At 66.9% G+C, this 21,577-nt stretch carries 12 protein-coding genes; 4 read left to right on the forward strand and 8 right to left on the reverse strand.

Annotation, left to right across the window (positions count from 1 at the left end):
* Positions 1-26: 26 nt before the first annotated feature.
* Positions 27-725 (reverse strand): ATP-binding protein, encoded by a 699-nt coding sequence (locus tag G3I60_RS15975; protein WP_164607285.1) that lies wholly within the window; start codon positions 723-725, stop codon positions 27-29.
* Positions 722-1,642: a hypothetical protein gene (locus G3I60_RS15980; protein WP_164607287.1), complete on the reverse strand. Its 921-nt coding sequence runs from the start codon at positions 1,640-1,642 to the stop codon at positions 722-724. Before G3I60_RS15980 ends, G3I60_RS15975 begins: the two co-directional genes overlap by 4 nt.
* Positions 1,643-2,257: 615 nt before the next feature.
* Between G3I60_RS15980 and G3I60_RS15985 the strand changes: the two genes are divergently transcribed.
* From G3I60_RS15985 to G3I60_RS15995, 3 genes are all read left to right on the forward strand, one after another.
* On the forward strand, positions 2,258-2,527 hold the full coding sequence (locus G3I60_RS15985; RefSeq protein WP_164607290.1) for a helix-turn-helix domain-containing protein: 270 nt from the start codon (positions 2,258-2,260) through the stop codon (positions 2,525-2,527).
* 184 nt (positions 2,528-2,711) lie between these two features.
* Positions 2,712-3,062, forward strand: coding sequence for a helix-turn-helix domain-containing protein (locus tag G3I60_RS15990; protein WP_164607292.1), 351 nt, complete (start codon positions 2,712-2,714; stop codon positions 3,060-3,062).
* 30 nt (positions 3,063-3,092) lie between these two features.
* Positions 3,093-4,607, forward strand: a complete 1,515-nt coding sequence (locus G3I60_RS15995; RefSeq protein ID WP_164607294.1) for a LacI family DNA-binding transcriptional regulator — start codon at positions 3,093-3,095, stop codon at positions 4,605-4,607.
* On the opposite strand, the gene G3I60_RS16000 is transcribed toward G3I60_RS15995, so the two are convergent.
* Together G3I60_RS16000 and G3I60_RS45445 are read right to left on the reverse strand one after the other, a co-directional pair.
* The gene (locus G3I60_RS16000; protein ID WP_239069882.1) at positions 4,554-5,078 is read right to left on the reverse strand and encodes a restriction endonuclease; all 525 of its coding nucleotides are present in this window, start codon (positions 5,076-5,078) and stop codon (positions 4,554-4,556) included. The two genes, G3I60_RS15995 and G3I60_RS16000, sit on opposite strands and share 54 nt — an antisense overlap.
* Positions 5,003-6,505 carry a hypothetical protein gene (locus G3I60_RS45445; protein WP_239069884.1) on the reverse strand — a complete coding sequence of 501 codons (1,503 nt, stop codon included), beginning with the start codon at positions 6,503-6,505 and terminating at the stop codon, positions 5,003-5,005. Before G3I60_RS45445 ends, G3I60_RS16000 begins: the two co-directional genes overlap by 76 nt.
* Positions 6,506-7,093: 588 nt before the next feature.
* Here G3I60_RS45445 and G3I60_RS16005 point away from each other — a divergent pair.
* Entirely contained in the window at positions 7,094-7,936 is an 843-nt protein-coding gene (locus tag G3I60_RS16005; RefSeq protein ID WP_164607299.1) for a PE-PGRS family protein, read from the forward strand.
* Here G3I60_RS16005 and G3I60_RS16010 read toward each other — a convergent pair.
* The 4 genes from G3I60_RS16010 to G3I60_RS16025 form a co-directional block, all read right to left on the reverse strand.
* Positions 7,866-9,107: a hypothetical protein gene (locus tag G3I60_RS16010; protein WP_343241948.1), complete on the reverse strand. Its 1,242-nt coding sequence runs from the start codon at positions 9,105-9,107 to the stop codon at positions 7,866-7,868. The two genes, G3I60_RS16005 and G3I60_RS16010, sit on opposite strands and share 71 nt — an antisense overlap.
* Positions 9,108-9,956: 849 nt before the next feature.
* The gene (locus G3I60_RS16015; RefSeq protein WP_164607303.1) at positions 9,957-13,277 is read right to left on the reverse strand and encodes a type ISP restriction/modification enzyme; all 3,321 of its coding nucleotides are present in this window, start codon (positions 13,275-13,277) and stop codon (positions 9,957-9,959) included.
* 476 nt (positions 13,278-13,753) lie between these two features.
* Entirely contained in the window at positions 13,754-14,404 is a 651-nt protein-coding gene (locus tag G3I60_RS16020; RefSeq protein ID WP_164607305.1) for a hypothetical protein, read from the reverse strand.
* 911 nt (positions 14,405-15,315) lie between these two features.
* Positions 15,316-21,501: an RHS repeat-associated core domain-containing protein gene (locus G3I60_RS16025; RefSeq protein WP_164607378.1), complete on the reverse strand. Its 6,186-nt coding sequence runs from the start codon at positions 21,499-21,501 to the stop codon at positions 15,316-15,318.
* Between the last annotated feature and the right edge of the window lie 76 nt (positions 21,502-21,577).

Below are 21,577 nucleotides of genomic sequence, written 5' to 3' on the forward strand. Positions count from 1 at the left end.
CGGTGAGGTAGGGCGGCGGCGTGCGGTCAGACGCCGGACTGGCGCCTGCGGTCTGCGCCGGTGAGGACGACGGTCGTGGTCATCTCGGCGAGACGGGAGGCGACGCGGTCGCCGACGGCGTCGCGCAGCGCGGCGGTCGGCAGGTTGGTCGTGATGAGGGTGGGGAGCACCTCGGTGTAGCGGCGGTTGATCAGCCGGTAGGTGATCTCCTCGGTCCACTCCGACTGCTTGGCTGCGCCGAGGTCGTCGAGGATCAGCAGTGGGCAGCTGCTGAGAGAGGCGAGGTCTCGCTCGGCGTCGTGGCCGGCGCGTGGGCGCAGGCGGGCGTACAGGTCAGCCGTGGTGGCTGCCTCCCACCGCAGTCGCACCCCGGCGGTCAGTAGCGACCGCACCGCGCCGTATGCCTGATGCGTCTTGCCGGTGCCGGTGGGTCCGGCGATCAGCAGAGATGGTCCGAGCGCGATGCCGCGGGTGCCGCTCGGTCCGGGCCGCGCGGCGAGGGCCACCTCGTCGACCCAGGCGGCGACCTGCTGGTGGCCGGCGAGGGCATGGCGGTAGCGGGGCGGGATGCGCGCTTCGGCCAGTTCCAGCGCGGTCACCCGCTCCGAGGGGGCCTCATCAGGTGCGGCGGTTGCGTCGATGCCGCGGTCGGCGAGGATCGCGCCGAGGCGGGCGGCCAGGGTGCTGATGCGCTGCGGTTCGCGGCTGGTGGTGGCTGTGGTCACAGCTGGCCTCCGTAGGCCGCCTCGACGTCAGCCGGAGCCGGGTTGGTCCACGCCCGGGGTGGGGCGGCAGTTGCCTGCGGAGCGTTCATGGCCTCGTTGACCAGGCTCGGCAGCAGGTTCGCGGACAGGCCCTTGGCGCGCATCCGGCTCATCCCGGCGCGGATATGGTCGGGTGCGAGGCCCTCGCCGAGCAGTTTGTTGACCACCCGGCCGAGGTGGCCGAGCACGTCGCTGGGCGGCCGGTGTTCGCATGAGGCGACGTATTCGCCGACCAGGCTCTTGGCCGAGACCGAACCCGAGGAAGCCTGGGGCGCGGGGGCGCTTGCGCCCCCCACCGGAGGTGGTGATCCTAGATCCAGGATCCTAGGTCCTAGATCCGGACCCTGAGTCCTCACCGCACCCTCCTGTCGTTGTGGTGAGGGCTCACTGAAATTGCTCTGACCTGCGGCTTCCTCGTTCACGGGTGATTCGCTACGTTCTCGGGAGCCCTCAGGCTCCCCTCCGTGAGGGCTCCCGGCCTGTTCACGGAGGACACCGTGAGCGGACGGGGCAGTCTCGGCCGATCGACCCTCCTGGTGGCGCGGGCAGGCCGGGCAACGGCTGCCACTGGGCCGGTTGATCTTCTGATGGCGAGCCCAGGCGACGATGTGCAGGTATCGCTTGCCGTCGGCGCCCTCGTACCGGCAGATCAGACCGGCACCGTCGAGCTGTGTGAGGTCGTCCTCGACTTCCAGCGGGCCGTGTTCGGGGCGCAGAGACCACAGGGCGCCGGCGATGACGGCGGCCTGGTCACGGAAGCGGCCGTGGTCGTCTGCCTGGGTGAGCAGGCCGAAGAAGGTCCGCTCGGCATGGACGCTCACTGCGGCGAGCGACTCGGAGATGAAGGCTTCCGGCTTAATGGTGCGTATCCGCGCCATGCCTATCGCCCCGCCTTCGTAGGCAGAGCACGGGAGTTCGGCGACGGGTACGCGACTACGGCCGCGAGGGCTGTAGCTTGTTGGGGCATAGACGGTTCCTCACCCGGTGGCGTTGTGGCCGCCACCGTCTTGATCGTCCAAATTCGGTTGATAGGGGATTTTGAACCCCCGGCGTTGGCCCGCCGGGGGTTTTCATGTGTTCGACCCCAGGGGTTCCGGGCGTATGGCCAAGACAGCCACACCCTCTCCGCACAAGTCCAGCATTCTGCCGAGAAAGCAAACAGCTCTCGGCGAACGCATCGTGCAGGGCTTCCCTAAAACGATAGACCCGAATTGGCCGCTGACCTAGAAGCGGCACAAAAGGGGCAATCGGTAAATTGCCCTCTGGAGGGCCTTGATGGGTGTGCGTTTTGGCCGGGCGATGCAGAGTCCCACGTGAGAGGCATCGCAGACGCCGCGCCATCAACGCCGTTCGAGGTATTTGGTCAACGGCGGATTCCAGGCTATGTTGCCTCGCTCGCGGGAGTCAGGGGACCAGATCTGACAAAAATGACGCGCAACATAGCAGCAGATCGCCGGTTACCCAAACCGGCAATGCAGAGCTACAACTGACCCATGCCTGAATGCCCTCTGGGAATTGGTCCGGCCGGCGTGCTGACCGCCCGCGCTATTACCCGTGCCCGCACAGCGCGCGGATTCGCCCAGCGCCAGCTGGTCGAACGGGTGACCACGCTCGGCCGCCCCATGACCATCACGATGTTGTCCCGCATCGAACGCACGCAGCGCCGCTGCGATGTCGACGACCTCGTCGCCATCGCAGCCGCCCTCGACGTCTCACCGCTCGCTCTGCTCGCCGAGACGAGTTGGCGGAACGAGCCCTCATAGCGCTCCCCGGGTGGGTCAACACCCGGCAGGCGCACCGTACTTCACCCCGCCCCATACCCAAGTGATCAACCGGCGCGTCATAAGTCGCACCAGCGCGCCAGAGAAGGAACTTCCTTGCGCCGAGAGGCCATGCCCCCTGCCCTGTTGCCCTTTCGCCTCCGTACCGCGAAGGAGGCGATCCAGCGTGGCTGAACAGCCAGGCACCGAGATTGCGCTGTCCCGCCTCTACCGCCCCGACGAGGTGGCCGCCGTGCTCGGCTGCTCTGCCTGGTGGGTCAAGGACCGGGCCCGCCGTCGCCAGATCCCCTTTGCTCGCGTGGGCCGTGCCTACCGCTTCACCGCCGGCCATCTCGCCGAGATCATCCGCCTCCACGAGGAGCGACCGACCACCGCTGCACGGCCGCCGGCAGCTGGTGCCCCACCTGCGGCAGCCGCTCGACGGTCCGGCGCACCCGAACCGGCTGCACCATCGCCTCGCCTGCGCGCCAGGCCGCCGCGCCGGTCCAACCGATCCGAATTCGACACCGCCGCGTAGGACCCCGAACCGAAGAGGAAGGAAACGCACTTGGGTTTCGCGGAGAAGCGCGGAAGCTACTGGCGTGCCCGATACAAGACCGCTCCCGGCAAGCACCTCACCGTCGTCGACGAGCATGGCAAGGCGATCAAGTTCGCCACCAAGGGTGAGGCTCAACGCTCGGCGGGCGAGGCCGAGAACAAGTACCGACGCGGCGACTGGCGCGACCCCGCACTGGGGCAGGAGACGTTCGGCGACTACGCGAGCCGCTGGTACGGGGCCCAGGATCTGGCGGCCTCGACCATGCAGAACTACAAGCGCCACATCGAGGAGCACCTCCTCCCCGACTTCGAGGACCATGCGCTCGCCGGCATCCTGCGTTCGGACGTCGACCGGTGGGAGAAGAAGGAAAGGGCCCTGTACGCGGCCTCCAGCGTCAAGACCTGGCGCTCCACGTTCCACCTGATCTTCGAGGACGCGATCGACGAAGGGCTGATCACGTCCAACCCGGCGACCAGGCGACGCGGGCGGGGCAAGCGCGCGGGCCGCTCCCGTGGCCGGGGCCCCGAGAAGGTCGTCACCGATCCGCTCGGCATCGTGCTCATCGCCGAACGGGCTGCCCTGCTGTCCGGGCGCGACGACGAGTTCGTTGCCGTGATCCTCAAGGCGTACACCGGGATGCGCTGGGGCGAGATCGTGGGACTGGAGACCGAGTTCGCCCGCCCCGGCGCTGTCCGCGTGGAATGGCAGCTGTACGAGCTGGACACGGGTGAGATGGTGCGCTGCCCGCCCAAGGACGACAGCTACCGCACCATCGACACCCCGCCCTGGTTGTCAGCGCTGGTCGCCAACCACATCGCCCGCGCCAAGCCGACCCCCTGCGCCTGCCACGGCAGGACGTACGTCTTCTGTGGCCACGGTGCGGCGCGCACCGGTGGACACCACGGTGCGAAGCTCGTGGACGTCGCCCGGCGCGCCGATGTCTCCACGGGGACGGTGTCCAACGTTCTCAACCACCCCGATCGCGTGACCCAAGCCACCCGCACCAAGGTGGAGGCGGCTATCGCGGATCTCGGGTTCATACGTGGGGGCGCGGTAGTCGGGCACACCGCGCACTGGCGCCGGAACGGCTTCGCTACCTGGCTCTTCACCCCGGCAGTCTCGGGCTGTTACCCGAAGAAGGCGCCCCAGGAGGCACGACCAGTGCCGTTGGTTGGCGAGCCATGGCCCGGCATCCCGGTCCGCGGGCGCAATGCCTCGGCACGGGCTGACGCGTGCTGGGCCCCGATCGCCAGGGGGCTCACCCCCCACGGTCTCCGCCACTCCCACCGGACCCACATGGAGGACGTCGGCACGGAGAAGGTCCTCATGGACGAGCGCATGGGCCACATCGACGGCTCGGTCTCCGCCCGCTATGCCCACGTCACACCCAGCATGCGGAAGCGCCTGCTGCTCGCCCTTACCGAACAGTGGGACGAGGCACTCGAGGCCCGCCTGGAGATGAGCCCCCGCTCACCGGTCCGCGTATTCGACGCGCTCCTGCGGGCACGCCACGCGGCGCTGTAGCCACAGGCAGGTGGGCGTCGTGCCCTGTAGCAGGGCACGACGCCCATCGAGGACGGTTCCTCGGTGGATTGGGCCGGGATGACATCGAGGTTCGGGTGCTTCTTTGAACAGGTGCACCAGGTTGCCGCCGTCGAGAAGTTCGAGCCGTCCGTGCTCGTTGGCGAAGGCTTCGCTGCGCCGCCCGAACCAGGAGGTCGTCACCAGAATGCCCTTGGCGGCTCGTTTGTGTTCCACGACGCCGGCGAGCGCGGACACCGTCTCGAACCGCACCACGTTCTTGATGCGCTTGGCCGGATCGCACCCATTGGCCGCCCTACTCCTCGCAGTATCCCCACAGTCGACGGCGTCAGTTGGTGTTTGTAGGGGCCGCCCTGTTCTGATCGGCCTTCGGCCGTTCACCTGGTGCTCGGTGGAGTCGGCCACGGGGTCCCGTGGGCAGAGGCGTCGAGGACGTCCCCCAGCCGGAGCCATGCTGTGGGACCTGAGTAGGAGGCGGGACTCGACGCGAAGCGTTCCCACGCCTTGTCGCTGCCACCGAGCGCATGCATCACGACGGTGGTGACGGCCTTGTGCGTAGTGCTGTAGCGGGAACCTCCGCCCACCGTTAGGGCGGTCCAGGCGGGAAGCGCACGGATCAATTCCGGATTGATGTCGGGCAAAGCGAGCACCTCTCGTGCCCATGCCTCCCGGTAACTCGGGGAACCGCCCAGGCGGCGCCGGAGATGGGTGGTGATATCCATCAGAGCGGCCTGGGGCGCGGAGTGGCGGGCCAGCACGTCGGTGAAGGTGGGCTTCGGTCGGGAGGAACCTGAGGCGAAGGCGAGAAGCGCCTTCTCGACCAGCTCGTCGTTACCGCCGTGCCGCGTCAGATAGTCCTCCAGCACCTCCCCGGTTGCGCCGGAGAGGTCCCGCACGGTGACGGTGTTCGGATCGCCAAGCGCGGTCTTGCGGCTCGCTGCCGAAGGGTCGCCGATGATGCGCACGATCGAGGCACGGGTCTCGGACAACTGTCGCTCTTGGTCCAGGGCTGTGTAGCCATGGGCCCGGGTGTACGGATTCGGGCGCGAGTCCGCCAAAATGGCACGCACCCAGGTCTCCACCTTGTCCGTCACGGTGGGCAGGTGCACCAATGTGGAGTGAACCCAGCGTAGGTCGGACTGAGCTCGGTGAGCCGTGGTTTTCTGGGGTTCCCAGAGCTTCAGGGCTTCGACGCCCACCTCCGCGAATCGCCGGCTCAGGGAGCGCAGGAGTTCGTCTGGAGAGCGCCAGGTGTGAGGCTCGCCGTAGCGCTGTTTGGCCTCTGCGGGGTTGAGGATGTATCGCCAGTTGCTCTTCGCTGCGTTTTCCACCCACGAGGTGGTGGCGTGCTCGCCATGTTCTCGGAGGTCCGCCACGTTGAGGATGTATTCCTCAACGTGGCGGAGGCTTTCGGGCTTCAACGCGCTGAGCTCATCCCCAAAGTGGGAACGTACCTGCTGCTCGGAGGCGCCGTCCCTGGACATCCGACACACACGGGTGAGCAGTGAGCTGTCCTGGAAGTGCGCGAGATCATCTTTCGCGATTTCTTCCAGGAGGCTTGGCTCGACGTCCCAGGGGATGGTGCCGAGCAGGTGCTTGCGGATGACGTGGTCGGCATCGGATTTCTCGGCCCAGGCCACAAGCTGTCGGTGGCGCGTGGTGTGGGTGGACACCACCTGTTCCCACATCTTCTCCCAGGCGTTCCTTTCGGCCATGTATGCGTCCCACCAGGCGGTGAAGTCCTCTACCTCGCCTTGGCGCGTGGGGCGGGGGAACGTCGGAAGAAGATCGAGGGCCGTGGCGAAAACCACGTCGTGCACATCCGCCTGCCGCAAGATCATTTGTGCGGTATCCGGCTCCTTCAACAGCTCCGGATTCATAGGCTGACTGTGAGGTCCGCGCCGTCGTAGTTCGGCCGCGATCCCGTGGGCAACCGGGTCCGTGCACCCAGCGCGACCAAGGCTGCCGAGCTGCGGCACGGAGCAACGACGGAGGGCCTCCATGCGCTGCGTTTCGGTGCACGAGGGGTTGGACAGGGCTGCGGAAGCCAGTTTCATGGACCCGCCCCAGCACGGCTCAGTCGTTCGTCTCAGGTCTTGGTCGATCGCAGTCTGGAGCAGCCAATCCGGGGCGCCGTCCCTGAGCGCTCCCCCCAGTAGCGCCAATACGAGGTCATCGCGCGCGACGCCCTCCGACAGAGCACGTACGTGCTCTACGGCCGCACGTGTTGGAGGGGACTCGGGCCCTGACTCCGCGACGACGGCGCGAAGGAACTCGACCGGAAGCCCGGCGCGCGGCCCGTTCATACTCACAGCAGCCCCCACAGGTATCGAACCGTATGTCCGCCATCGTGCCGGACAACACTGACAGTTGCGGTCGACAGCTGAAAGGCCATGCACGGATACCTGGAATGACGAGATCTCGTTGATGGGCATCCGGCGGCGCCGTCGACCTGGCTCAATAGGGGCATGGAGACCGGGGAGTGCTGGGCCTACCGAGCCAGGCCGAAGGAACTGGGTGGCGCTCTGCGCCAGGTGGAGATCGTCCGGGTAGGCGCCTCGGGCAGAGCCGGGCGGGTTCACGTGCGGTTCCTGGACGGTGATGAGACCGGGCTCCAGGAGTGGGTGAGCGGCGGCTGTCTGGTCACGCCTTGGTCCGACGTTGAGCCGTTCCGGGTGGATGATGCGGCCGAGCTGGTGCTGGCTGAGGCATCGAGGGAGGTGCGGGGGAGTGCTGAGTTCGAAGCGGCCCGGATGATCCTGGGCTTTGTCCGGCCCAAGGGCCGGCTGCGGCTGCGCAAGGCGGTCGCCGACGCAGGTGTCTTGGAGTTTGGCCATCTCGACGAGACGGCGCCGCTCGTCGGCGTGGACTCTGTCGAACTGCGGGGCGATCCGATGGTCTACGAGGACCGCAACGGCCTCTGCACGCTCGGCTGGCCGGTCACCGAGCGGGTCGCCAAGCAGGCTGCACAGCGCCTGGCCGAGGAGATCCTGCCGGAGGTGGACCGGCGGCAGCAGGCCCTGGAGGAGGAGCGCGGCCAGTCCTCCTGGTACGGATATCGCCGCCGGGACGACCGCAAATTGGATGCTGAGGCAGCCTCCCTGCGCACGGTCCGGGAGTGGTGCGGGCAGGAGAAGGCGGAGCGTTACGACGAGCTGATCGCCCTACGCGCCGAAGTACTGCGACTCGGCGAAGTGGGTGAGCGGGCCGTGAAGGCGCTCCGCGACCGCGGCCATGGCGTCATCGCCTCCACCATTGAGCGCGACCTGGGTGTCCATATCTCCAGCCTTGGTCCTGACGTGCGTCGTTGAAGCCGTTACGCCCCCGCTCGGGTTCCGGCCTGGTCGGTACGGGCTCCGCCGGTGGTTTCACCTTCTCCGGGCGTTGTGGGTGCCAGCCGGCGAGGAACGGCCGCAACTCGTCGCCTGTCGGCTCCGCATGGAAGTTGCGGGTGCCGAGGCCCCTCCCGTTCAGGGTGGGGTCGAGCCGGTCGGCCTCCGCCCTGCCCCACGCCGACCATTCCCGCAGCCGCTCGGCCTCGAAAGGGTCCCCGGCCTGGGCGGCGGTCTCGTCCAGGGCGATGCAGAAGGTCCGGATCTCTCCGGCGGCTCGCCACTGCTCCAGGGCTGTGCCGAAGTGTTCGGCCCGGGTGGCATCCACCGCCTTGATCGAGGCCACGCTGACTGCGGCCTCCCACTCGCGCTGAGTGCGCTCTCGCTGTTCGGCCTCCTCCCGGCGACGTTCAGCGTCCTGCCGCTCCCGTTCCTGCTGCTGCCGGCGCTGCTCCGCCTCACGATTCAGCCGTGCCCGCTCCTGTTCCTCAGCGCGGGTCTTCAGCGCCCGAAGTATGGAGCCGATCTGTTCCTCAAGCGGCTTCTTGGGAGTGTCTGCCCACTCCTTCTTCCAGCCGTAGCTGTAGTTGTCTTGCTGGGAAAGCTGCAGCTCCAGCTCGCCGGAAGGCTCGAACCGCCGCGCCGGTACGACCCGCTGCCAGTCGTACGTGCGACGACCCTCCTTCTTGGGTACATACCGGACCTGCTTCTGGCGCTCCTTGAAGCCGATCTCGAACGTCCTGCCATGGACCGTGAGCAGCGGCCTCGGCTGCCTGCGCTTCTTGGACACCGCGATCTCCCCATGGAGAGGAAGAACCTGCTCGGTGAGAAGGCGGAGCAGAGCCAGCACCCGGGGGAGCACTCCGTCGGAGACCTCGAAGGCGCTGTGGTCCGCAGTCACGGCGGCGATGACGTCGTCCACGTCGGTGATCACCCGACTGCGTGCCAGGCGGATCCGGTTCCACTCCGTGTCGTCCTCGCCGGTCACCCGCAGCAGCCCCAGGAAGAAATCCCCCTTGGCCCGCCCGCTGTACTTCAGGTGGAACCCGGCAGGCGCACACTGACGCGCGGCGTCGAAAGCCCTGCGGTATCGGGCCCGCACCGCCTCGTCCGGGTCAGGGATACGCAGGAAGCGCCCGGCCTGCTGCACCTCCGCGATCAAAGCCGGCCCGACGGCTACCGGAGAAGGCCGTGGGGTTTTGGCGACGCTCCGCGCAGGGGGCTTCTGCTGAGCAGCGGCCGTCTGCTCGGGGCGGTCCGATTCCGGCTGCCCAGGCTCGGGGTTCGCCGGTCGGGACATTCGTGGTGCTGGCTCAGGCCGGTCCGGGTGATGCCCGTGCTGGAGGTAGAAGCGCCCGGCGTCGGTAATCTCCGCCTGCCACTTCCCACCCGCCTTGGGCATGATGATGTGCCCCCGCTCCTTGAGGGCCTTGGCGGTGAGGGCAAGTTCAGGGGCGTCTGATGTGACGGGGTCGACACCCTCCCCGATGCGGGTGAGGAGGACGAGCTGGCGATCGTTGAGCGGTGACCAACGGTGCATGTGATGGTCGTACCGTCAGAGCTAATGCCGGCACAAGCTGTGCGGTGAGCTCTGCTCGTCGGTCGCTCCCTGGGAGCCGGATCGAGAACGACTCCCAAACGGCTCCCAAGATCCCCTGGAAACGAGACAGGGCCCAGATTCTCAGTGAGAATCCGGACCCTGACCTGCTGCTACACCGTCGGGGTGGCGGAATTGGCCTTTTCGTTTCGATGCGGTCGGGACAAGATCGCTAGCTGGGCGGTTGGTGTCGCTGCTGGTCAGGGGGTTGGGCTGAATAAGTCTGGGGCGGCATCGGACTCAGGGAGGGGATCGGCTCCCAGCCCGGGGTGACACGCAGTAGGCGTATCGCCAGCGCCTCACCCCATCCGGTTCCGTTGGGCTTGTTGGGCCGCGTCGAAACAGGATCGGAGGTCTGCGGTGCCGTCAGCCATCCTGGCGCCCTCTTTTCACCAGCCGGTCTCATAGCTCAAACAGTCCGTCTCCCGTGTCCGATGCCGCCCTCAATGGCTTGGCCGCCTCCGGGGGGACGGGAAGGATCCCCGCCGTGGTCAGGTCCGTCACCGTGATCAGCGGGCTCGTGCACACGTCATCGAGGAGCGCGGCCTGTGCAGGTTCCTCGCGTATGAGCAGGCCCAGGACGTTGAGCAGTCCGAGTAGTTCAGTGGTCCAGACGGGGAGCCAGCGCTGAGCGACCACGTGGTCCAGTTCGAGGCGTCGTTTACCGGCAGGCTCCTTTCTGCGGTATCCGAACCACTTGTCGAGGACGTTCATTCCGGACACCTCGTACTCCCGGACTGTGCGGGGAACCGGGCTGATCCGCCCGGCGCCGATCCACAGATCCTGGGTGACAGGGTCGTACTCCAGCTTCTCCGGCATCGCTTCGGGATCGTCCGGGATCTCCTCCACGCACCGGGGGCGGTCGCGCGGCAACAGCACTCTCCCGTAAGGGCGTCCGGCCGCATCGTCGGCGTACCGCTCGCCGTAGGTATGCAGCCACAGAACGCGTCGACCGATGCCGACTGCTTGCTCCCACAGGCGCGAATCGGCTGTGAGGGGTATCCGCGCGCCAGGGACTTCCAGGTCTTCCTTGAACCGCGCGGAGTAGTCCGGGTGTGACGCGACTGCGGCGATGTAGGCCAGGAGATCCTCTGGTGTGAGCGGCACGCCGAGTCGCTCGGTGAGCAGGGAGAGCAACCCGGGGGCCAGGTTGGGCAGCGTAGCGGCCGCGTTGCGATAGAGAGGTCGGGCGCAACCGCTTCGGTTGTTGTAGTAGTCCATGTCGGTAATGAGGGCGCTGAAGACCAGTCCCGGTCCGTTGATGACCGGGTGGGCGTTCTGCTCGACGGTGTAGATCTGTTCGTCGCTGCGGACTCGCCAGAGGTCGGCTCTGCCTCGCTCCATTAATCGGCTGTCCGGCAGGACGTATTGCCGGTCGAACGACCGGAACCCGATGCGCACCGGTTTGGCGTTTGCCCTGTGCTCAGCGGCAAGCGGTGTCCGGCCATGAGAAGCGACCCCTGGCAACGGTGGGAGGTTGTCCTCAGGCGTTCGCTCCCCGGAGTCTCCCAGCATCGCGCGTCGCTGCTCGGTGTCGGCTGCGAGGAAGCGTCGCCATCGATCCTGAAGCGTCTCCTCGTCCGGGGCGTAGACCCACATACGCCCCGGGGTGACGCCGCGTGATGACCACGGCATCAGGTCTTTCAAGCTCGGGCTGGACTCCCACAAGTCGCTGCCGGGCGGCAGAAAGGGGTCTGTGGGCCCCGATGCGCAGTAGCGCCATTCTGGATCGTTGAGCGTGAGGGCCGTCAGGCGTTCGACCTTTTCGTGGCGGCGTCCGAAGACCTTGACGTGTCGTACCTTTGCGGTCTTCCGAACCGTGGGCGGCCGGGGGCTGTCCCGCCACCGTACGAAGATCGCGATGCACAGTTCCTGAGCGACCTCGGGGAAGATGCGGGTCGCGACGTCCGCACGGTGGCCCTGTGGGGACAAGTCGATGATCCACCCCTCGTCGGCTGTCTCCCGTAGGTAGCGGCGCATACCCGCGAACGCCGGCCCTTTGAGCCATGACTTCGGCGTGATCAGCGCAACTACGCCGAAGGGTGCGTCGTCGTGTGCATCGAAAACCTTCCAGGTGGCCCAACGCCAGAAGTAGACGTAGAGGTTGGCGATCTTCGACTCGTATCTGCCGTTGCCCGGCTGTCGGAAGCTGTCCAGCGGGGCCGGGATACCCGCTTCTGGATCACCTCGTTCCACCCATTTGCCGGCGCCCCGGCGCACGGCGTCGTGCGGCGGGTTGCCCATGACGACCATGACGCGCTCGTCTCGCTTGACGTGGTTGGCCTGACGGCGTGATTCAGCGAGCGCCCGGTAAGTGTGGGGAATCCAGTTGAACTCTGCTGTCGGACTGTCCAGGGCATCTGCCACCAGCAGCCTGAGGCCCGCGGCAGGGGCCGCGGACCCGTACTTCTTGAGCATGGCGTGCATACGCAGTTCTGCGACCGCGAACGGGCCGACCTGCATCTCGAATCCGACCAGCCGACGCCCGACCATCTCCCGCAGGCGCGGGCCCACGGCTCCCGGGCCCTCGTCCTCGGCAATGGTTCGCGCGGCAAGTTCCAAGGCCGACAGCAGGAATGTCCCGGTGCCCATGGCTGGATCAACAAGAACCACGTCGGGGGAGGCGAAGCCGGACGGGATACGGAAGCCATCCCGCCGCAGGACGTCCTCGACGAGCCTGGCCATCGCCGAGACGACGCCGTGCGGTGTGTAGTACGAGCCTGTGCGGATCCGCAGGTCCGGATCGTAGATATGGAGGAACTGCTCGTACAGCAGGAAGTAGGCGTCTCCGGTGCCGTCGTCCAGTACTTCCCATCTGACCGCGCCAATGACCCGGAGCAGCGTGTTCAGTGTGGTGGACAGTCCAGTAACCGAGTCTCCGGCAAGGACATCCAGCGCCTGGCCCATCAGGGAGTGCTTCTTGCCGAGCTTCGAGGCGATGCCGCGCACGGTATCGCCTTCGAACACGATCCCCTCGACCCGGGCAAGCAACAGCGCGAACACCACGGCCTGGCCGTACTGTTCGATGAATTCGGCGTCGCTAGTCTCCGGGAAGAGCAGATGACGCCAATCCTTGGCGAGCGTCGTGAAGGTCGGCGGACGACGTCGCTGCTTTTCCTGCGTGATCGCCTCTCCGACTTCCTCCGAAAGCAGTTGGCAGAGGCCGGCGATTGCTCGGATAAGTTGACTCGTCGTCCGGGGTGTCTGCGGCTCCCACGTGAGGAAGTCGTACAGCACACGGGCCAGCGCCCCGTCTGCTGGCGCAAGCCGGTCGCCGGAGGTGAGGACCGAGCCCCTCATATGGGCTACTTCACCGACCCGTTGGCCGTTCTGGTGGACTGAGAACTCGTTGCCGTCGCAGAGCAGTACGTTGTTGAGCAGCCGCAGCTTTCTCCACTGCTCGGCGTTGCGTCCTGTGTAGACGGACGGGTCAGCCTGGGTGCCAGGTTTCTTGAGTTCGATGTAGCCGACGAGAGCGCCGCCTACCTTGACCTCGTAGTCAGGACGGGCGCGCAGGTCGACGAGCGGGACCTCGCCGGTGAGAGTGACCTCAAGGCCCAGGCCATGGCACACGGACCAGACCAAGTTCTCCAACGGCCCCCGAAGCTGATCCTCCTGCCATCCACTGCCTCTGAGCTTGGGCGTGACCTCTGCTCCGAACGCGGACACAGCGGACTGAACTGCCTGTTCGTAGCTGTCATGGATCCTGCGTCGGGAACTCATGCCGCCCCCATCCCCATGGCGGCAGAGCTGGCCGACGTCAGGCCAGTGCGGTCACCTGCCGCACCCTGCTCCCCGTCGGAGCCGGACTAATTTCCGACCCTCGCTCTCAATGACAGTACGAAGGGAGCAGGGGCGCTTGGAGGGTGCATGCGGGAGCGCGTGGAGGCACGACTGCACGCGCTCCATGCGCTGGCGCACGCTGAAGCGCAGCGACAGTGCCGAACGTCCCAAGCTCCCCTGCTGAGGCGCCACTTTCCGGATGGCGGAGGGAATTCCGTCGCCCACGTCTCGACATCGTTTACCCGAGGAAGGCAGATTCAGGCTTCTGTGCTGGGGTGAGCGGCGGGAAGGCTACTGCCAGGCGGGGGATGGTGCCGCAGTTGCGCCAGGCGAGACGGCTACCAGGGCTGCGCGATAACGCCGAAGGAGCGCTGCTGGCAGGCGACGGCGCTGGGTGGGGCGGCCTGCCGTCCACGTCACGAGTCGGTGAATACGGCGACGTAGCGGAACTCGCCGCGAGGTCCGTCTTGCAGTGAGTACGGCTGCCAGTTGAGGGGGTAGGAGCCGTGCAGGGCTCGTGTGTTCGACTTGTAGTCGCCGCCACCCCAGAGGAGTTGGCCGGCCAGGGCGCGGCCCTCATGGATACGGAAGTCGCGGTCCCGGGTGGGCTTGCCGCCTGGCTTCGGAGGCGTCCACAGGCCAGCTGCGTTGGTGATGAGGAGGGCCAAGCCGTTCTGGTCGGGGCGGTTGCCGAAGCGCTCAAGCCTGGCGATGTCGGAGACGAAGCCGAGCCTGGCCAGGTCGGTGGCTGCGTACGACTTCAGCGCGTACTCCTCCGGGACGGATCCGGCTGCTCCAGTCCAGTTCGCCGTGAAGTACTTGAACTCGATGGCCGTGCGGGCCGAGGGGCCGATGCAGAGCAGGTCGAGGTACTCGGCGCCGGCGGCGTCGGGTGCGTGCTGGCGCACCTCCAGCCTGGACTGGATCTTGGGCGCCAGGTCCCACAGCACGCGCGCGAAGCTGTGCTGGAGGTCCGCCTCCGAGTGGAACACCGGCCGGTCTTGCCGGAGCCGGGCCATGACCTCGGCCAGCGGCATTTCTCCGGCTAGCAGAGGCTCGGCACTCATCGTGGCCTCCATACCCCATGCCGCTGCTCTCGCTGATTTGTACCGCGCATGCTTCCCCCAGCTGCCGACGTATCCGTCGTGGCGACCGTAGCGCCGACACGGGGACTATCTCAGGCGTTCCGCCCGGCAGGGCCGTTCCCACCCGGGAGCCGGATTTCGAGAACGGCTCCCAAACGGCTCCCAAGAGAGCCTGGAAACGAGACAGGACCCCGATCCTCAATGAGAATCAGGGCCCTGACCTGCTGCTATACCGTCGGGGTGGCGGGATTTGAACCCACGGCCTCTTCGTCCCGAATCACGGGCACAGCGATCGTTGAGGCCATCTACGCACGTCAGAGGTAGTGCAAGGGTCGTTGGCGGTCGCTGCCGGTCGGGCCGGTTGCTGTACTTCGCTGCTGTACTTCCGATGCATCACCAGGAGAACGCCGAACCCCGCGAGGACTGCCCCGAATACCGGCGCTTAGCCGGCGCCCCGCCGGGATCCACCCGCCGGTATATGGATCGCTGGACCCTAACCCACTACAGCTGGCTCGCTCATGAGTTGAAACCGGGGCGGCGGACACCCTTGTGGATGTCCGTCGCCCCGGTTGTGACATTGGGCCTAGCGCCTGCCCGTCATCTCACCAAGGCAGAGGGCAGACTGGTCTTCTCGCGTGTCACGGACGATCCGGAGAACCGGAGATCGGTGCGTGACCGTCGGTCTCGGTAGCTGGCCGCACGCCCACGGCGCAGTGGTAACACAGGTACTCGATCTCGTCGTGCCGGTACCACTCATGCGCGCCGCAGTCCTTCGAGCCCTTCGGGAAGAGCCGTCCGAATGCGGAGGGGAGGATGCCTCTCGCTCTTGTGCGCCATCTGTACTTGGCCATACTGGCTCATTTCCGTATCTGTCGAGAATGGCTGGGGTCACGTCACCATGAGAAGGCCCAGGATCCCAGCGCACCCAATCCCAACCCTGCCCCGACGATTTCGCAACCACCGAAGAAGCACGCGGCACCGGCTGCTGCGACCCCCAGTCCCCCCAGCCCCCACTTCGCGTAGGTGCGTAGGTGATGATGAGCACGGTGGTGCTGTCGGTTGTTCCGCCCCTGTGACTTCTTCGAATTGCTGCTACGCGATCCCCTGCTGCCGCGGGCCTTTTGTTCCTTCTTGATCTTCTGCTTCATCGCTTTGGGCGTGCTCGGTTGCCGATAGAAGTGCTCAAGTTCGGTATCGGACCAGTCCTTGAACTCGCTGCTGCGCTGGTTACCTCGGGCCGTGCGCCCGTCCAGATCGAGCCCGTTCAGCGGGTCCTGGTTGGCGTAGTCGTAGGCGTTGGAGCTGCCACCGGGAACCGGGTCGGTGGACAGGAAGCGGCCGGTGGTGGGGTCGTAGAGGCGTACACCCATGAGGGTGAGGCCAGTGGGGGTTTCGTCCGAGCGTTGCTTGCCACCGAGCCAGGCGTAGCGGGTTGCGATCTGGCCGGCCCGAGGGTTGCCGTATTCGTCAGCGTCCAGGACGGTGGGCGCGACGCTGGTGTCGACGGGTAGTTGCATGGTGATGTCGCCGTGCAAGTTGGCGAGTTGGAGGATGGTTCCGCCGGTTTTGGTTGTGGTGGCGGCAATGTTGCCGTCGAGACCATCGACGTCGCGGGTGATGCTGCCGGCAGTGTCCTCAGTAACCCAACGGGGAATGTCGGAGGTGGAGTCGTAGTGGTTGACCTTCGAGCCGGTCTGCGTCCAGGTGCCGGCGTTGTTGCTTTCGGTGGTGTAGGTGCGAAAGCGCAGGGCGGAGTCGATGGTCCAGGTCTGCCGCTGGGTTCCAGCGGTCTGCTGCTGGGCCAGGTCGTTGGCGTAGTACGCCAACGCCGTGCCGGGTTTGGCGGAGGTGCGGCCGAGGGCGTCGTAGGTGTAGCCGGAGTTCACCAGTCGGTCTGCGGTGTCGTAGGTGTTGGTGACGGTGGTGCCACCGGTGGTGGTGCAGTCGGCGTTGGGGCCCGCAGTGGCGGTGTTCAGGGTCTTGCGGTTGGTGTTCTTGTCGAAGGTGTAGCTGCGGGTTGTGCAGACCGCGTCGGTGCCGGTGTCCTGGGCCTGGGTGAGGCGGCCGATCTTGTCGTAGGTGTAGTTCTGCGACGCGGTCACACCGGGGGTGCCGGTGTGCGTGGCCCACTGGCCGTTAATGGTTTCGGTGATGCTGTCGGAGACCAGGACGGTGCCGTCGCCGTTGCGCGTGTAGGTGCGCGTGGTGGCCTCGCCGATGGGGTCCTGGTTCTCGGTCATGGTGTAGCCGCCGGGCAGACCCTGCGAGGCGAGGTCGCCGTCAGCGTCATAGGTGGCGGTGATGGGGCCGGCGACTGAGTCGGAGACCTTTGTGGTGATCCCGCGCGGATCGAGCGCGGTGTCGTAGGTGTACGTGGTGGTCGACGGCACTGTGTCGGTCACCGTCGTGGGCCGGTCGAGTGTGTCGTACTGGGTGGAAGTGGTGGCGCCGTCAGCGTCGGTGTACGACATCTGGCGGCCGAGCTGGTCGTACGTCTTGGTGATCGTGCCGCCGGCCGTCGAGGTCTGGGTGAGCACCGCCCCGGTTGCGGTGTCGTAGGCCGTGGTCACGGCGGGCACCGCAGTGCCCAGGCCGCCAGTGATGGTGACAGTGGTCGGGCGTCCAGCACCGTCGTAGCCGGTGGTGGTGGTGCGCGTGACGCTGTTGGCCGTTTCGGTAAGGACGGTTGGGTCGCCCCACACGTTGTACTGGGTGGTTGTGGTGGGGAGCTGGGTGGGGTTCGTGCCGCCGCCAGCAATTGCGGCTGCCGGTGCGGTCTGGCAGACCGTGTCGGCCCACTCCGGCCTTCCGCCGCAGGGGGCGCTGCCGGTGCCGGTGTAGTAGGTGGTGGTAGTGGCGCCGGCGTCGGTGCCGGTGGAAGCGGGCTGGGTGGTCTGGGTGACCCGGCCCTGGTCGTCGTATGCGGTGGTGGTGGTCAGCGCCAGGCTGCCGGGATCCTTCGTAGTGCTGGTGGGCAGGCCCTTGACCCAGTCGTATCCGGTGGTGGTCACCCTTGGGTCAGCGAGCAGGTCAGGCCATGCGCGGGCTTGGGCGCCGGTGGTCTGCTTGGTGACCTGGTTTTTAACGGTTGCGGTGCCGTCGGTGGGGCGGCCGGTGTCGTACTCATTGAGCGTATGGGCGCGTGCCGTCACCCCGGTGCCGGCAGTGGCCACAGTGGTGCTACCGCTGACCAAGTTCGCCGCTAGGGCGACCTGGTGCAGGGGGCCGTAGGTGTCGGTCACGCGCTGGCCTGTTGCGTCGTACACCGATGTCGTGGAGAGCAGTTGGGCGCGTTCGCCGGCGGACAGGGCGTTGATGCCCAGGTCCGTGAGTTCGCTCTTCTGCGCTGTGGTGGTGCCCAGAGCCAGTTCACGGTTGCCGGCGTTCAGGGAACGGATCGTGTTGCCATACCGGTCGTATTCGGTGGCCGTGATGTGGTGACCAGGTTCGGCTTTGTTTACTTCTTGGGCGGAGGCATCCAGGTAGTGGAGCGTGGCGCGGGTGTAGCTGCCCGAGTCGAGGGTCGTTCCGTCGTTGGAGGCGGGGACCTGGTCGGCAGGGAAGACCGCGGTGGCGTCGGTGGGCAGATCACTCTGACCCCACGAGGCTGTCGCGGTCGGTCCGAGGTCGTTGGGTGCGCTGGTCCCGGTCAGGGGCACTCCGTAGACGACGGTGGTGGTGGCGGTTCCGTTGGTGGTGCTGGCGCTGCCGGGGGCCAAGGTGGAGCGGTAGGCGGTCAAGAGCATGCCTGGTCCGGCGGTCGCGGCGGTGCCGACCTGGCCGTAGGTGAAGTTCCACGGCAGCAGGGAGTGATCCTGCTGGTAGGTCACGCGCCCGGCGCTGTCGTAGGCGTACTGGGTCTGGGTGTTCTGAGCCAGCCGTGGATCCCACTCCTGCCGCAGGCTGCCGCCGATGTCATACCGGTACTGCGCCACCGTGGTGGCCGTCGCGGAGGCCGCGCTGGGGGCGGTTGCCCACAGCTTGATGGACGAGACCTGGCCGGTGTAGTCGCCGAAGTCGGCGGAGGTGGCGCTGCCGGTCGCGGTCGTGGTGGTGGCGTAGGTGAATTCCAGGACCCGGCAACCCTTGATCGAGGGATCCGCGTCGCAGGCCGCCAGCGTGGTGGCCGTGGTGGCGGAGATGATCCGCTTCGGGCGGGCCAGAGTCTTGCCCCCCAGCACGACAGCCTCGGAGACCACCTTCGTGGTGGAGTTCGTCAGCCCGTCGAGTAGCGAACTACTCACTGTCCAGGTGGTTGCCGCAGCGCCGACCTTGGTGAAGGTCGTCACCGTGCCCCCCGTGTCGGACAGGGTGAAGTCACCTGAGGCGAAAGCACCGGTCAGAGTCAGGTCCTCGGCGCCCGTTTCCGGAACCCAGCCGTTCTGGCTCGCGTTCGCGGTGAACTTGATCGTCGAACCGTCGCTGATCACCACGTCGAGCGAGGTGTTAGAGGTCTTGCGGATCTCGGTGTAGTCCGAGTTAGTGGTCTCGGCCGTGGTGCCGGACAGCCACTGCGTGCCGAAAATCGGCGCCTGCCCGTCCAGCCCAGCCCCGGCCTGTGGCGATCGTGAGGACGAGGTGCGGCTGACCGTCATACCGAAGAACGACGCGTCTGTGCGCGACAGCGTGTAGTCGCCCGTGAGCAGGTTCACCGCGCCCGGGCCGATGCTGTCAGTGGTCGCGCCGTCGGCAGTGCGGTCGACGATCACGCTGATCGGGTCGGAGGAGACGGCGGAGTTGTTCGGGCCGGTGAAGTCAGCCCGGACCTGGACTGTGCTGTCGGGGTTGACCGTCGAGGTGGCGTTCCAGGTCAACTGCGGGCTCTTGCCGCCGGACAGAGCAACCGGCCAGGACTGCAGAGCCGTACCGGAGTTGGCGACATCTCCTGCCGGGACCGGAGTCCAGGTGTCGGCGTCGCCGCGACGCCAGGAGAAGGCGACGTGGTCGTACTTGGAACTGTCAGCCTCTGCGGTCAGCGGGACACGGGCGGCGGTCCGGGTGCCCTCGTCGGGGCTAGTCACACCGCCCGGTCCGACGTGAAAGGTGTAGGACACGGACTCGGACTTGTTTTCCGCCTTGTCCGTCGAACGAACCTGGAGGGTGTTCGTACCGGCCTTCGTCGGATTGATCGCCACGACGACCGGAGTCGCGCTCCCGCCCGTGCTGATCTTGGTCCAGGTGGTGCCGTCGAGGGACCACTCCACACCGCTCTGGTCTCCAGCAGGCGGGGTGACAGTGAAGTTGCCAGATTGGCCGACACCCTTGACCCAGGCACTGCTCGGGTAGTCCGTCGAGGTCACGGACGTGGGCGCGGAAGGAGCGGAGGTATCCACGGTGAACAATGCGTAGGGAGACCAGCCGAGGTTGTAGTGCGTGCCGTCGTAGGAGTTGGTGTGGAACTTGTAGGTCTTGCCGTTGGTAAGCAGCCCGGCCGGTACGGTCACCGACGCAGGTTGTCCCGCCGGTACGTAGGGCGACACCAGGAGGTTGCCGACCTGGGTGCCGGTGGTGTTGTCGAAGATCTGGAAGGTGCCGTCAACCTTGTCATTGTTCGGGTCGGCGAAGGTGTCGCGCAGGGTGGGGGTCAAGGTGTTGACCTGCCAGGTACCGGTGGTGTCCTTGAAGAAGGGCGGTCCGGCCTGCTGGTCGGTGCCGGTGCGCGGCCGGTAGTTGTAGGTGACGACCAGCTTCGGCGGGTTCGTGGCCGCGTTGGCGGAGTTCACCCGCTTCCACTGGGCGATGACCGTTTCGCTGGAGGCGCGCAGGCCCATCCCGGAGGTGGCGTTCTTCAATGACGCCCAGGTCTGGGCGAGGGTGGTGACGTCGGCGTTGATCCATCCGTCGGGTGCCGCGGTGCACGACGGGTTGCCACGGGTCTCCGTCGAGGTGGCGGACTTGGTGTGCCAGACCGGCTGTGCCGGCCACCGGGTGGAGGTAGATGCCTTGTCGACGTCCCACACCTCCCACGGGTACGCCGCACAGTCGACGTTATTGCCCGCGTGGAAGTCCCACAGGCTCAGCTTCGCGTTCGTCACCAGGGCATCCGCGAACGGTGCGGTGTTCCAGGTGATGAAGGAGCGCGCTGTGCGTGGCGTGCCGTCGGTGTTCGTGGTGCCCGGGTTGCCCAGGTCCAGCTCGGTGTCTGTCGACTCGTCGACCGTGACGCCTTGCTGTGCGTAGGTGTCGAATACGTTCCCGAGGGTCGCGGTGGACGGGTCCACCGTGACGGGGAACTTCGTGGAGGGGTCCGCCAGGAACTTGGTGTCCGGGGTGAAGACCAGGTCGACCGAGCCCTTGTGCGCGACGACCTTCAACGCCACCGGCGCCTGGTGCGTGTGCAAGCCGGAGACCGGATCGACCTGCGCGTCCCACATGGTGGGGGCGGGCATCACGGCCTGCTTGTTGTTCTTGGCGTCGGTGAACTGCAGACTGCCGTCGGCGAGCTGCTTGACGCTCAGGCCCTTGGTCTTCAGCGGCAGCGTATAGGCGAAGCCCCCTGCGGCGGGCCGCTGGGCGATGTCGACGAACTGCTCGAAACCGGTACGGGTGGCCTCCACGACCAGGTTCGCGCCCGGAACGGCGTTGACGTACGTGGCGCGGGTCCCGCTGAGTGTCGGCTTGGGCAGACCGCCCTTCCACTGGAGGGCGATCTGCTGATCACCCGCACCCAGCGTTACCAGGTCACGAGCGGGCGCGGTGCCGGCATCGGTCAGCGAGCGGGCTGTGGTGCCGCCCCCACCGGCCAGCTTCAAACCCCGCGGGTGGGCCTTGGGCGCGATGCTGCCATCACCGTTCTGCACCAGGTCCAGATCGACGGGCCGCCACTGGCCGTTGTCCTTGAAGCGGATCGGACCGGCAGAAACCTCCGTCGTCAGCGAACCATTCGCGTTCACCCACGTCGTGGACGTCTCCGTCCGCTCCGCCAACGCCTCTACCTGCTTGCCCGACAGCCGCGCCGCGACTCGTGCGGACGGAATGTCCGCCGCTGTCGTCGCGTAGTGGCCGGCTGTCTGTTGCGGAACGGGCGTCTGCGGCGCGGCTACGGCTCCGCTGGTGCCGTCCAGCATGGTGACGGCCATCGCGACCGCCACGGACACGGCTATGCGCCGCGTCCACTGGCCCCCCGGATTGGGCCAGGCGTTCCCACGCCAAGCC

Origin of the sequence: Streptomyces sp. SID13666 (genome assembly GCF_010548325.1) — a bacterium.
Lineage (GTDB): Bacteria > Actinomycetota > Actinomycetes > Streptomycetales > Streptomycetaceae > Actinacidiphila > Actinacidiphila fildesensis.